The 13,032-nt window shown below is 72.6% G+C and carries 13 protein-coding genes; 3 read left to right on the top strand and 10 right to left on the bottom strand.

What is annotated here, in order from left to right; genetic code table 11:
• Positions 1-2: 2 nt before the first annotated feature.
• The 8 genes from ACFPIH_RS22295 to ACFPIH_RS22260 form a co-directional block, all read right to left on the bottom strand.
• Positions 3-296 (bottom strand): hypothetical protein, encoded by a 294-nt coding sequence (locus tag ACFPIH_RS22295; protein ID WP_381164361.1) that lies wholly within the window; start codon positions 294-296, stop codon positions 3-5.
• 142 nt (positions 297-438) lie between these two features.
• Entirely contained in the window at positions 439-666 is a 228-nt protein-coding gene (locus tag ACFPIH_RS22290; protein ID WP_381164364.1) for a hypothetical protein, read from the bottom strand.
• A gap of 150 nt (positions 667-816) precedes the next feature.
• Positions 817-1,827 (bottom strand): LLM class F420-dependent oxidoreductase, encoded by a 1,011-nt coding sequence (locus ACFPIH_RS22285; RefSeq protein WP_381164367.1) that lies wholly within the window; start codon positions 1,825-1,827, stop codon positions 817-819.
• A 102-nt stretch (positions 1,828-1,929) separates the two neighbouring features.
• Positions 1,930-2,769, bottom strand: coding sequence for a hypothetical protein (locus tag ACFPIH_RS22280; protein ID WP_381164370.1), 840 nt, complete (start codon positions 2,767-2,769; stop codon positions 1,930-1,932).
• A 126-nt stretch (positions 2,770-2,895) separates the two neighbouring features.
• Positions 2,896-3,855, bottom strand: a complete 960-nt coding sequence (locus tag ACFPIH_RS22275) for an N-acetylmuramoyl-L-alanine amidase (protein ID WP_381164373.1) — start codon at positions 3,853-3,855, stop codon at positions 2,896-2,898.
• A gap of 36 nt (positions 3,856-3,891) precedes the next feature.
• Positions 3,892-4,725: a hypothetical protein gene (locus ACFPIH_RS22270; RefSeq protein ID WP_381164376.1), complete on the bottom strand. Its 834-nt coding sequence runs from the start codon at positions 4,723-4,725 to the stop codon at positions 3,892-3,894.
• The gene (locus ACFPIH_RS22265; protein ID WP_381164379.1) at positions 4,725-5,297 is read right to left on the bottom strand and encodes a SigE family RNA polymerase sigma factor; all 573 of its coding nucleotides are present in this window, start codon (positions 5,295-5,297) and stop codon (positions 4,725-4,727) included. The genes ACFPIH_RS22270 and ACFPIH_RS22265 overlap by 1 nt, the downstream gene beginning before the upstream one ends.
• Positions 5,298-5,368: 71 nt before the next feature.
• Positions 5,369-6,796, bottom strand: coding sequence for an MFS transporter (locus tag ACFPIH_RS22260; RefSeq protein ID WP_381164381.1), 1,428 nt, complete (start codon positions 6,794-6,796; stop codon positions 5,369-5,371).
• A 145-nt stretch (positions 6,797-6,941) separates the two neighbouring features.
• Between ACFPIH_RS22260 and ACFPIH_RS22255 the strand changes: the two genes are divergently transcribed.
• The 3 genes from ACFPIH_RS22255 (at position 6,942) to ACFPIH_RS22245 (ending at position 10,532) form a co-directional block, all read left to right on the top strand.
• A complete protein-coding gene (locus ACFPIH_RS22255; protein WP_381164384.1) occupies positions 6,942-8,693 on the top strand; it encodes an MFS transporter in 1,752 nt (583 codons plus the stop codon).
• A gap of 118 nt (positions 8,694-8,811) precedes the next feature.
• Positions 8,812-9,801: an AraC-like ligand-binding domain-containing protein gene (locus ACFPIH_RS22250; protein ID WP_381164387.1), complete on the top strand. Its 990-nt coding sequence runs from the start codon at positions 8,812-8,814 to the stop codon at positions 9,799-9,801.
• 80 nt (positions 9,802-9,881) lie between these two features.
• The gene (locus ACFPIH_RS22245; RefSeq protein WP_381164390.1) at positions 9,882-10,532 is read left to right on the top strand and encodes a class I SAM-dependent methyltransferase; all 651 of its coding nucleotides are present in this window, start codon (positions 9,882-9,884) and stop codon (positions 10,530-10,532) included.
• On the opposite strand, the gene ACFPIH_RS22240 is transcribed toward ACFPIH_RS22245, so the two are convergent.
• Positions 10,529-12,022 carry a hypothetical protein gene (locus tag ACFPIH_RS22240; protein WP_381164393.1) on the bottom strand — a complete coding sequence of 498 codons (1,494 nt, stop codon included), beginning with the start codon at positions 12,020-12,022 and terminating at the stop codon, positions 10,529-10,531. The genes ACFPIH_RS22245 and ACFPIH_RS22240 overlap by 4 nt on opposite strands.
• 31 nt (positions 12,023-12,053) lie before the next feature.
• Positions 12,054-12,686, bottom strand: a complete 633-nt coding sequence (locus ACFPIH_RS22235) for a response regulator (RefSeq protein WP_381164650.1) — start codon at positions 12,684-12,686, stop codon at positions 12,054-12,056.
• Positions 12,687-13,032: the final 346 nt, after the last annotated feature.

The following is a 13,032-nucleotide window of genomic DNA, read 5'->3' as shown; positions in this document are numbered from 1 at the left end:
GGTCAGTGGCGGTGGGTGCGGTTCGCTATCGCGTGGCCCACGAACAGGTAGACCACCGCCGCGAGGCCGTAGCCGGCCACCACCCGTGCCCACGCCTCGTCGAACGTGAACAGGTCGTAGGACCATCCCGCCAGCCAGCGGGCCACGTCATGCACGAACTGGACGAACTCGTTGCCGCGGTTGGCGTCGAGCAGGTACATGAGGATCCACAGGCCCAGGAAGAGGGCCATGACGTCGGCGACGATCGCGATGACCGTGCCGGCCTGATTCGCTCCGGTGCGAGATCGATAGGACATGGAACCCGGGTTGCCGTTTCCGCCCGGCTGAAACCGAGCCCAGCGCCTCAGCCGGTGACAGACGGAAGTGGCAGGAGGGCAGTTGCCCGAGGAGCCAAGACTCACCACCCGTCAGGCGCGGCGGCGGCGCGTGCCCCGGCATCTACTGCGACCTCGACATGCGCCGTTTCATGGGGCTGCTCGACGGCACGGCCGCCGGCCGGAGCGGCGCCGACCAGGACGGCGACGGACGGGTCCCGCTGACCACCGCCGTCGCCGCCTCGGGCTGGGTCTCCGTCACCGGCCGCTTCACCGCCCGCCGCGCGGAGAACGGCGACATCGTGCTGCGCGCCCAGTACGGCACCGGGGATCCGGCCACCCTGGTGCGCATCACCTGTGAGGCGTCCGGGGTGCGCGAGGGCTTCCAGAACGCCGATTACTTCGCAGGGGAGTTCCAGGCCCGCTGCCTGGGCGAGGTGCCGACCTGGAACCGGCAGAAGGGGGGAACTGACCCTCAACCCGGTCGCCGTCTTCCTGTGACTCAGGTGTTCAAGTCCGCCAGCACCCGCAGGGTGTCCGGATCCGGTGCCACCACCAGCAGGTCCGTCACCGGGCCCTTGCGCCACAGCTCCAGCCGCTCCGCGATCCGTTCACGGGGGCCGACCAGCGAGATCTCGTCGGCGAAGGCGTCCGGCACGGCCAGCACGGCCTCCTCCCGGCGTCCGGCCAGGAACAGCTCCTGGATCCGGCGTGCCTCCTCCCCGTACCCCATCCGCGCCATCAGATCGGCGTGGAAGTTACGGGTGGCGTGGCCCATGCCGCCGATGTAGAACCCGAGCATCGCCTTGACCGGCAGCAGCCCCTCCGCCAGGTCGTCGCACACCTGTGCCCGGGCCATCGGCGCGACCAGGAACCCCTCCCGCAGCTCGCCCACCGCCGGTCCGTACGCCTCCGGCCGGCTCGGCGACCAGTACAGCGGCAGCCAGCCGTCCGCGATCCGCGCCGTCTGCGCCACGTTCTTCGGTCCCTCGGCCCCGAGCAGCACCGGCAGATCGGCCCGCAGGGGATGCGTGATCGACTTCAACGGCCGCCCCAGACCGGTCGCGTCCGGCCCGCGGTACGGGTGGGCGTGGAACCGCCCGGCCACCTCCACCGGAGCCTCCCGCCGCAGCACCTGCCGTACGACGTCCACGTACTCCCGGGTCGCGGTCAGCGGCGACCTCGGGAACGGCCGCCCGTACCAGCCCTCCACGACCTGCGGACCCGACAGCCCGAGCCCCAGCATCATCCGGCCGCCGGAGAGATGGTCCAGGGTGAGGGCGTGCATGGCGGTCGTGGTGGGGGAGCGGGCCGCCATCTGCGCCACCGCCGTCCCCAGCCGGATCCTCGACGTCCGCGCGGCGATCCAGGTGAGCGGGGTGAAGGCGTCCGACCCCCAGGACTCCGCCGTCCACACCGAGTCGTACCCGAGCCGCTCCGCCTCAAGGGCCAGCTCCAGATGGCCGGGGGAGGGGCCGCGACCCCAGTAGCCGAGCGCGAGACCGAGCCGCATGACTGCCTCCTGACGGTACGTCAGATGTGGACCGGGCTGCGACTGTATGACAGCGGCCCCCCGCCCGGAAGGGCGAGGGGCCTGCTGTACGAGAGCGGGAACTCAGCCGCGCTGGATGCCCGAGGTGTCCCGCAGCACACCGCGCCGGCCGTCCTGCGTCTGGGCGACCAGACCCTGGCCGCCCTGCTCCACCGCGAGGTACCAGGTGCCCGGCGCCAGTTCCGCGATCGGCATCGGCGCGCCGTCCTCCGCGTACAGCGGACGCGGCACCGGCACCGCGAACCAGAACGGCGAGAACTCCGGCGCCGGCGGCTGCGCGGCCGGCACGGGACCGGTGCCGGCACCGGCGCCGGGCTGGGCGCCGAACGGCTGCTGCCCCGGCTGCGGGGCCGGGCCGCCGAAGGCCGACGGCTGCTGCTGCGCGCCCGGGTAGCCGTAACCGGCGGGCGGCTGGGCGCCGTACGGCGTCGGGGCCGGGGGCTTGGGGGCCGGCAGGAGGGCGCCCTGGAGGGCAGGGACGAGCGGGGTGGCGATCGCACCGCCCGCCAGGATCAGGGTGGCGACGAGGGCGAGGATCAGGCCGGTTCCGGCGCTGGGCCCGTTGGTGCTGTCACCGACGTTGTCGTAGCCGCCGGCCGGGTCGAAGATGTTGCCGAGCGCGCTCCACGCGGCGAAGACCGTGAAGGCCACGCCGAACTGACGCAGGTCGAGGCCCACGACCTTGCGCTCCGGCATCGCGCGCCCCACCACGACGAGAGCGGCGCCGATGATGCCCGCGAGAACGACACTCAGCAGCACAGGACCGCTGCCCCAGAGGCTCGGGAGGTCGTAGCTGTCGGGGATCCCGTCGATCGAGTAGAGATCCAGGAACGACGCGACGAACAGCAATACCGCTGCTCCGATCACCACGCCGTCGCCTCGAGTGAGGGAGCGGATATTCACTTCAGGTCCTTCGTCAGTCGTCTCGTCATCGGTATGTCCGGTAGAGGCGTAGCCGTCGCCCTCGTCATCGTAGGGACGACACTATCGTCCGCACGATCAGGGTGTCCGCATAGATCGGGGCGTTGATCACTTCCCGCGCAGGAAACTCACGATTCCCTCAGAGATCCCCCGTGCCGCACTCTGCCGCCAGGCGCTGCTGGTCAACAGCGCCGCGTCCTTCGTATCGCGCATGTTCCCGCACTCGATGAACACCTTGGGAACCGTTGACAGATTGAGACCGCCCAGGTCCTTCCGCGTGACGAGACCGGTGCCGTCGCCGATGTAGTTGGACGGTGAACTGCCCGTCGCTTGTGCGAAGTCGCCCTCGACCGCCGCGCCCAGTTCCTTCGACGGAGCGACGATCGCGCGGGTGTCGGCCGACCCCTCGTGCACCTCGCCCGGCATGATCACGTGGAAGCCGCGGTTGCCCTCCCCGGAGCCGTCGGCGTGGATCGAGATCGCCGCGTCCGCGTGCGCCGCGTTCCCGATCTCGGCCCGCTCGTCGACGCACGGGCCGAACGCCCGGTCCCCGTCCTGCGTCAGCTTCACCGTCGCGCCCTGTGCCTCCAGCAGCGTGCGCAGCCGGTGTGCCACGTCCAGCGTGAACCTGGCCTCGCTGTACCCCGCGTTGGTGGACGTCCCGGTGGTGTCGCACTCCTTCCAGTTGGTGCCGATGTCGACCTTGCGGTTGATGTCGGCGGTGTGCTCGTAGTTGGTGGGGTTGTGACCGGGGTCGATGACGACGACCTTGCCCCGGAGCGGCGCCGACGCGGCGCTCGGCGAGGCGGAGAGGGTGCCCGGCTCGGCGTCCTTGCCGTCACCGCCGTTCTCCGAGGGGCGCGCGCTGCTCGTCGCGGCCCCGACCGCGCGGTCCGTGCCGCCGTCACCGCCGGAACCGGTCCCGCCCAGGGCCTCGTAGGCCAGCCATCCGAGCAGCGCCCCGGGCACCAGGGCGGCCAGGGTCAGGGTCAGCGGGCGGCGCAGCGGGGAGCGGCGGGGCGGCTGCCAGGAGCCGAGCGGGTCGGAGTGCGGGCCTTGGTACGACACGCCTGCCACCCTAGCGGGCGGCCCCTCCTGCCCCGGCTAGCCCGTCACGTTCGCCGACTCGTACGCGGTGTCCTTCGGCGCCAGGCAGACGAAGAAGTCGTACGGCAGGCCCTCCGTGGGCCGGATGGCCATCTCGTCGCTGTTGATGTCGGCGTTCGGGGGCACCCTGTGGACCTCGGTCGACGTACCGTCCTTCCAGGCACAGGTCACCTGCTGGGCGGTCTTGGCCACCCGGCCGATCACCAGACGTTCGGGTCCCGCGCTGTCCGGGTCGAGCGGGACCGCGGCGGCCTCGATGTCCGTGCCCGCCATGGCGTCACTCCCGGCGCTCAGCCCCTGCATGGTCAGATGCTCCCGGTCGACTCCGTTCTCCCCGGTACCGCGGTGCACGAAGTACGCGCTCCGGCCGATCAGGTCGGACGGCGCGTTCACGGCCGGGCTCTCGCCGTACTCCGCCATCGCGTTCAACTCGGCCCGGGCCTCCGCCTCGTCGGCCGGCGCCGGCCACACGTCGACGGTGACCCGCCACTCCAGGCCGCCGTCCGTCCCGGTGGCGAGCGTGGCCTTCCCCTGCGGCTGGGACACCGTCGGCGACGCGATGACCGCAGGCAGGGTCGTCACCGGAGTCGCCCGCTCGCCGCCCGGCAGCCCGGTCAGCGCCAGCGCCCCCGTCGAGCCGGCCACCACCAGGGCGACGCCCGCCCCGACCGCCCAGCGGCGGGCCTTGCGGCGGCGACCGCCGCGGATCAGCGCCTGGGTGGGGGCTATGCCGATCTCCACCTCGTCGGCCGCGTCGGCCAGCAGAAGCGCGATGTCGTGGTGTGTCATCTCGTGGTTCTTCTCCTCGTGGTTCTCCCGGTCCGCGCTCATCACTTCCGCCCTCCGTGCGTCACCATGTCCGCCAGTCCCGGTATGGCGCGGAGTTTCGCGATCCCCTTGGCCGCGTTGCTCTTGACCGCGCCGACCGAACAGCCCATCGCCTCGGCCGCCTGGGTCTCGGTCAGGTCCTCCCAGTAGCGCAGCACCACCGCCTCCCGCTGCCGCGGCGGCAGCTCGGCCAGCGCCCGGAGCAGGGCGTGGCGGTCGTCGGCCTGGGCGATGCGGTCGCCGGTGTCGGCGATCTCATACCTCGGGTCCGAGCCGTCGTCGCTCCTCGGGGCGAGGAACTCGCGCAGTTTCCTGCGGTACCTGCGGGCATGCGCGTTGATCATCACGCGCCGTACGTACGCCTCCGGCTCGTCGGCCGAGGAGACCTTGCGCCAGTGCACATAGACCTGTTCCAGCGTCGACTGGACCAGATCCTCCGCCGAGTGCTGCTCCCCCGTGAGGAGAAATGCCGTGCGCATCAGCCGTGGCCAGCGGCCGGTGACGAAGGCCTGGAACTCCGCGTTCCCGGAGCTTCCGGAGTCCCCGGCGCTCCCGACCTGTTTCCCATCCCCCATGGGCACACCTCCTAGATGGTCAAAGGAGGCCATGAGCGCCCCGAACCGTTGCCTCGGCCGGAGAAGAATTCTCAGGGCGTGGCGCCCGACCGCCGCGGCAGCCACAGCAGCATCAGCACCGCCGCCGCCAGCAGCACCCCCGTCCCCGTCCGGAACGCCAGCGCGTACCCCTCCGTCAGGGCCTCCGGCGTCCCGCGCCCCGCGGTCCGGGCCGCCGCGATCGTCGACAGCACCGCCAGGCCCAGCGAGCCGCCCATCGTGCGGGAGGTGTTGACCAGGCCCGACACCAGACCCGCCTCGCCCGGCGCGATCCCCGACGTGGCCAGCGCGGCGAGCGGGGTCAGGGCGAGTCCCGCGCCCGCCATCATCAGCACGCCCGGCAGCATGATCCCCGTGACGTACGCGCCGTCGGCGCTCATCGTCGACTGCCAGCCGAAGCCGGTCGCCCCGATCAGCGTGCCCAGCGCCGCCACCGTGCGCGCCCCGGCCGTCCGCATCAGCCGGGGTGCGAGCTTCGCGCCGAGGACGATCGCCAGGGAGCTCGGCATCAGCGCGAGACCGGCCTCCAGCGGGGTGTAGCCGAGCACGTTCTGCGCGTACAGCGTCAGGAAGAACCACATGCCGAACATCGCCGAGCCTGACAGGAACATCGCCGCGTTCGCCGCCGACACCGCCCGCGCCCGGAACAGCCCGAGCGGCATCAGCGGGGCGGCCGTGCGGGCCTCGACCGCGAGGAAGAGTCCGGTCAGGAGGAGCCCGGCGGCCAGCGGTACGAGGGTCGCGGGCGCCGTCCAGCCCTCCGCCTCGGTCCGTGAGATGCCGTAGGCCAGCGTGGCGAGGCCCGCGGTGACCAGCAGCGCGCCCGGCAGGTCGAGGCGGCGGCCGTCACCGGCGCGGCTCTCGGCCAGCCACCGCAGGGAGCCCGCCAGCAGCACGGCCCCCACCGGCACGTTGATCAGCAGCACCCAGCGCCAGGACAGCACCTCCACCAGCGCCCCGCCGACCAGCCCGCCCGCGGCCCCGCCGCCCGCGCCGACCGCCGCCCAGGTGGCGATCGCCCGGGCCCGCGCGGCGCCCTCCGGGACGGCACCGGTGACGATCGTCAGCGTCGAGGGGGCGAGCACCGCCGCGCCCAGACCCTGCACGGCCCGGGCGAGGAGTAGCTGCCAGCCGTCCTGGGCGAGCCCGCCCACCAGCGAGGCCAGCGTGAACAGGGCGAGCCCGGTCAGGAACATCCGCTTGCGGCCGTAGAGGTCACCGGCCCGGCCGCCGAGCAGCATGAACCCGGCGAAGGCGATGGCGTAGGCGTTCACGACCCACTGCAGGCCGGAAGCGCTCATCCCCAGATCCGCGCGCATCGAGGGCAGTGCCACGTTGACGACGGACACGTCGAGCACCACGAGGAACTGGCCGGCGCACGCGAGCGCCACGACCAGCCAGTCGGCGGAAGCGGTGGGGCGGGGTGTCCGGGCGCGGGAGGTGTCGGCGGCCTTCGGCATGAGAGATCTCTTCCCCAAGAGAAGCTAAAGAAATTGTTAGTACGTCAAAGCATCGGAATAGTTGCCCATGCATACAGGTTCAGAACCCAAGTAATCCCCGATCCACCGCGTGATTCCCGAACCACCGCCCCGGAGGCCCCACCCCATGACGCACTCGACGACCGACCGGCCAGGCCGCCCAGCGAGCGGAGCCGTCGTCCCGGTGCTCGCCTTCGCGGGCATCGTGGTCGCGGTGATGCAGACCCTGCTGGTCCCGGTCATCAAGGACCTGCCTCAACTCCTGGGCACCGAGCCCAGCAACGCCACCTGGGTCCTGACCTCCACCCTGCTGTCCGGCGCCGTGGCCACCCCGATCATGGGCCGCCTCGGCGACCTGTACGGCAAGCGGCGCATGCTGATCTTCAGCCTCGCCGTGATGGTCGTCGGCGCCCTGGTCAGCGCGCTCACCAGCGACCTGCTCATGATGATCGTGGGCCGTACCCTCCAGGGCTTCGCCATGGGCGCGATACCCCTCGGCATCGGCCTGATGCGCGACATGCTGCCCCGCGAGAAGCTCGGCTCCGCGATGGCCCTGATGAGCTCCTCGATCGGCGTCGGCGGCGGACTCGCCCTGCCCGCCGCGGCCATGGTCGCCCAGCACGCCGACTGGCACGCCCTCTTCTACGGCGCCGCCGGCCTCGGCGCGCTCGCCATCGTCCTCACCCTCCTCGTCGTACCCGAGTCCCCGATGCGCGCCCAGGGCTCCTTCGACGTGCTCGGCGCGATCGGGCTCTCCGCCGGTCTGGTCCTCTTCCTCCTGCCGATCACCAAGGGCAGCGACTGGGGCTGGACCTCCGGCACCACGCTCGGACTCTTCGCCGCCTCCGCCGCCGTACTCCTCCTGTGGGGCGTGATGGAACTGCGCCTCAAGGCACCGCTGGTGGACCTGCGGACGACGGCCCGGCCCGCCGTCCTCTTCACCAACCTCGCCTCGATCATGGTCGGCGTCAGCTTCTACGTCGTCTCCCTGGTCCTGCCGCAGCTCCTCCAGCTGCCCACCGCCACCGGCTACGGCCTCGGCCAGTCGATGGTCGCCGCCGGCCTGCTCGTCGCACCGCTCGGCCTGACGATGATGATCACCGCGCCCGTCTACGCCCGGCTGTCCGCGAAGTACGGCCCCAAGGTCACCCTGATCCTCGGCATGCTGATCATCGCGATCGGCTACGGCGCCGGCCTCGGCCTGATGAGCGCCGCCTGGCAGAGCCTGGTCATCGCCGTGGTGCTGGGCGCGGGCATCGGTCTCGCCTACTCCTCGCTGCCCGCGCTGATCGTCGGCGCGGTCCCGGCCTCCGAGACGGGCGCGGCCAACGGCCTCAACACCCTGATGCGGTCCATCGGTACGTCCGTGTCGAGCGCCGTCATCGGCATGGTGCTGGCCAACACCGCGAACAACGTGAACGGCGTCGCGATCCCGACCATGCACGGCTTCCGCGTCTCCTTCCTGATCGCCACCGCAGCCGTCGCCGTCGGCCTGCTCTTCGCCTTCCTGCTGCCCGGTCGGCAGCACCCCGCGGCCGCGGGGCAGCTGCGCGCCAGCAGCGAGGAGGACGCCAACCTGGAGCGCGCCGAGGAGGCGCTGCGCAGCTTCCGCGGCCGGGTCCTGGACGCCGGCGGCACTCCGGTCGCCCGCGCCAAGGTCACCCTGATCGACCGCCGGGGCCGCCAGGCGGGCGCGACCGTCTCGGCGGAGGACGGCGCCTACGCCCTCGCCGTCCCCGCGCAGGGCGCCTACGTCCTCGCCGCCAAGGCCTCCGGGCACGGCCCGCTCGCGTCCGCCGCGACCCACGCGGGCGAGGAGCGGCCGGTGGACCTGGACCTCACCCTGCCGCTGCCGGAGGAGACGGTCGCCGCCGGCTGAGCCCGGTCTCCCGGCACTTCGGTCCGTTCCCCACACGTCGGGCCCGGCTCCCGCACCCTTTCCGCACGAAGCGGTCACTAGGATCGCCATCGAGGACGGGGGACGGGAGCTGGGCTGCATGATCGGGACGGTGTTCCGAAGCGACGACCTGCCCGCGGAGGGCAGGTTCGAGTCCTGGCGGGAACTGGTCGGCCGGACGATCGCACCAAGTGACATCACCAGTGCCCACGCCGACGACTTCTGGGCGGAACTGCGGTTGTTGGAGCTGGGACCGGTGCTGGTCTGGCCGACGTCGTTCCGGCCGGCGCGGTTCCGGCGGAACGACCGGCTGGTGCGGCAGTCCGATCCCGAGCAGTACCACCTCTCGCTGATACTCGGCGGCGTACTCGGCCTCGAACACGTCGGGCGGACCGACACCTACCGCCCACGCGACCTGTGGGTCACCGACACCTCGGAGCCCTACGACGTGATGCCGTCGGGCGACGGAGACGGCTGGGCCGTCACGGGGGTGGGGGTCGAGATCCCCAAGGCGCTGCTGCCCGTCGCACCGGACCGGGTCCGGGACCTGCTGGGCCGGCGCCTGCCCGGGCAGGAGGGAACGGGCGCCCTGCTGACCGACTTCCTCATCGGCCTGGACCGCCAGTCCGCCTCCCTGCGGCCGTCCGACGCGCCGCGCCTGGGCACGGTCCTGCTCGACCTGCTGGCCGTCTGGTTCGCCCAGACGCTGGAGGCGGAGACCGAGCTGGATCCGGAGACCCGGCACCGGGTCATGACCACGCGCATCCGGGCGTTCATCCGGCAGAACCTGCACGACCCCGGGCTGAGTCCGCCCGTGATCGCCGCCGCGCACCACATCTCGGTCAGCTATCTGCACCGGCTCTTCCAGCAGGACGCGCGGGGCGAGACGGTCGCGGCCTGGATCCGCAGCCAGCGCCTGGAGGGCGCCCGCCGCGATCTGGCCGACCCGGCGCGGCACAGCACGCCCATCCACGCCGTCGCCGTCCGCTGGGGCATGACCCGCGCCTCCGACTTCACCCGCGCCTTCCGTGCCGTGTACGGAGTCTCACCGAGGGATTACCGGCACCAGGCACTCGCCGATCAGGAGTAGGGCCCCTTTCGTCTGTCGCCGGGGGATACGGCAGCATGGGCCGCCGACGTCGTCGTACGACCACCGGAAGGCAGGCCCCCATGCCCGCGGCACCCGCGCCCGAGATCCTCGCCGCGTTCGAGAAGGCGAAGGGGTTCATGCCCGTGGACGAGGGGCTCGCGCTGTACGCGGCGGCCGTGGAGGCGGGCGGGCTCGGGCTGCCGCTGCTGGAGGTCGGCACCTACTGCGGGCGCTCCACGGTCCTGCTCGCCGACGCGGCCCGCGCGACCGGTGTCAGCGCCCTCACGGTCGACCACCACCGCGGCAGCGAGGAGCAGCAGCCCGGCTGGGACTACCACGACCCGGAGACCGTCGACCCCGAACTCGGTCTGATGGACACGCTGCCCGCGTTCCGCCGCACGCTCCACCGGGCCGGTCTGGAGGAGCACGTGGTCGCGCTGGTCGGCCGCTCGCCGCAGATCGCCAGGATCTGGGCCTCGCCCCTCGGCCTCGTCTTCGTCGACGGCGGCCACACCGACGAACACGCCACCGCCGACTACGAGGGCTGGGCCCCGCATGTCGCGGAGGGCGGCCTCCTCGTCATCCACGACGTCTTCCCCGACCCCGTCGACGAGTTCACCGGCCAGGCCCCCTACCGCGTCTACCTGCGCGCCCTGGCCTCCGGCGCCTTCACCGAGGTCTCGGACACCGGCTCACTGCGGGTACTGCGGCGCACGGGCGCCGGCGTCTAGGCCGCCGTGCGCCTTCGGTGGCGGCGGTACAGGACCGCGCCGGTCAGCAGTGCGACGGCGGTCAGGGCGGCCGGGACCAGTACGGCGGGCCTTCGGTAGGGCGGTGCCGGTGCCGCCTCCAGGGGGATCGCGGCGACATCGTTGCCGGGGGTGCGGTCGAAGGGGTTGTAGGTGCGGATGGTGCCCTTCGCACCGGGGACCCGCCGGTCGATGCGGACGTGGAAGTCGATGGCGGTCGTGCCCAGTTCGTGCCGCACCTCCAGGAACCGGTCGTAGCCGATCTCGCAGACGAACGCCCCGCCGGGTTTCTCCGGCCGGTCGCACGCCCACTTCCCGCCGTCCTCCTCGAAGGTGTACGGGATGGAGGTGACCGTGGTGCCCTCCGGCGGGACCACCTCGAAGCGGCCCGAGCCCTCGTCGCCGAGCACCCGGCCGGGGCCGAGGTCGCGCACCCCGAGCCGCACCTTCACCGTGTCGCCGACCCGGCCCCGCACGGTCGCGGTGACGGGACGGTAGTCGACCTGCACGGTGGTGGTCACGCCGACCCTGCCGTGACTGTCGGCGAACTCCTTGTGCGCGGCGGTGCGGACCAGGGTGAGCGGGGCCCCGGTGCCGCGCACGGTGTGGTCGGCGGGTTTCTGCGGAGCCGACGACCAGGTGTAGGTCACCTCGGCCGTCAGTTTCTCGGGCGCGGTGAGCGTGTAGGTCAGCGGGGCGCTCGCGCGGTAGGCGGCGCCCGGCGCGGCCTTCGTGGGGAAGGCACACCATGCCGAGGTGGGCGAGGGGCCGGCGTAGAAGCAGTTGCTGTAGCGCGGGGTCAGTGTCACCCCGTCCGAGACGTTGACCTGGAGGGCGACGCCCTGCTTCGCCGGGAAGCGGGTGTTGTTGGCCAGCCGCGCGGTCACGTTCGTGGGCTTCCCCGGTGCCAGTCCGCTCACGCCCTTCTCCTGTCCGGGCGCGGCGAGCGTCGGGCCGCCGACGGTCATCCGGGTGGTGCCGGTGATCGTGGCCGCGTTGTCGGCGGTCGCGGTGTACGTCACCGTTCCGCTGTCGCCCGGCTCGACACCGTCGACGCCGGTGAGGGCGAGGGGGGTGTAGCTCTCGCCGTCGCCGTTCTGCAGGTCGCCGTATTCGCACGTGTAGACCGGGCCCTCGCCCTCGCACGTCCGCTTGGCACCGAGCCGGGCGACGCCCTCCAGCCCCGACGCGTCCACGACGACCCTCACGTTGCGGGCCCGTTCGCCGCCCTTTCTCGCCTCGACGAAGACGGGGACGACGAAGTCGTCGTTCGACGCCTTGGCCCCCTCGTCGGCGTTGTACATGACGTAGGTCCTCGCGGTCTCGAACCGCATCACGACCTGGTCGGAGCCGTCGGCCACGGCGGGTGCGGAGGCCGACGCGAACACGGCGGTGAGTGCTGCCGCCAGGGCGGCCCCACGGGTGGCCGCCCGGCGGAGGGCCGGTATCGGTATCAGGAGCGGTAAGGACATCCGGGCACTATGCCACCGCCGGTCCGGTCCTCTACAGCCAGCCCTGCCGGCGTGCCTCCCGCATCGCCTCCATCCGGTTGCGGGTACCCGTCTTGCCGATCGCGGACGACAGGTAGTTGCGGACCGTGGACTCGGACAGGTGCAGCCGGGCGGCGATGTCGGCGACCGTCGCGCCGTCCACGGACGCCTTCAGTACGTCGCACTCCCGGGCGGTGAGCGGATTCGGCCCGGCGCTGAGCGCGGCCGTGGCGAGCGCCGGGTCGACCACCGTCTCCCCGGTCAGCACCCGGCGGACCGCCGCCGCCAGCTCCTCCACCGGGCCGTCCTTCACCAGGAAACCGGCGGCCCCGGCCTCCAGGGCGCGGCGCAGATAGCCGGGCCGGCCGAACGTGGTGAGGATCAGCACCCGGCAGTCGGGCGCCTCCTCGCGCAGCAGGGCGGCGGCGTCCAGGCCGCTCATGCCGGGCAGCTCGATGTCGAGCAGCGCGACGTCGGGGCGGTGGAGGAGAGCCGCGTCCACGATCCTGTCCCCCGTGCCGACCTGGGCGACGACCTCGATGTCCGGCTCCATGCCCAGGAGCAGGGCGAGCGCGCCGCGCAGCATGCCCTGGTCCTCGGCGAGCAGGACCCTGATCGACTTGGCGGGACGGTGGTCGCGGGGCATCTCGTCCACGGGCCGGCCACCGGGTGTCTCGTTCACGGCCCAAGGGTAGGGCCGACGGGAGCGGACGGCACGTCCCGGACGGCTCCCTTCGGGGGCGCGGCCGGGGGTGCGTTGTGCGGTATCTCCGCCGGGAGTCCCGCCGGCATCTCCGCCGGGAGTCCCACCGGGACCTCCGCCGGGAGCCTTACCGGGGCCGCCGTGGGAGTAGTCCCGTCGGTATCTCCGCGGGGAGCCCTGCGGGGGCCTCCGTGGGGGAGTCCTACGGGCAGCTCTGCCGGGGCCGCCGTGGGAGTAGTCCCGTCGGTATCTCCGCCGGGAGCCCTGCCGGGGCCTCCGTGGGGGAGTC

This window comes from Streptomyces vulcanius (genome assembly GCF_042653945.1).
Classification (GTDB): Bacteria; Actinomycetota; Actinomycetes; order Streptomycetales; family Streptomycetaceae; genus Streptomyces; species Streptomyces mangrovi.
Note: the sequence above shows the minus strand (reverse complement) of the source record. Positions and strands in the feature narration are given on the sequence as shown.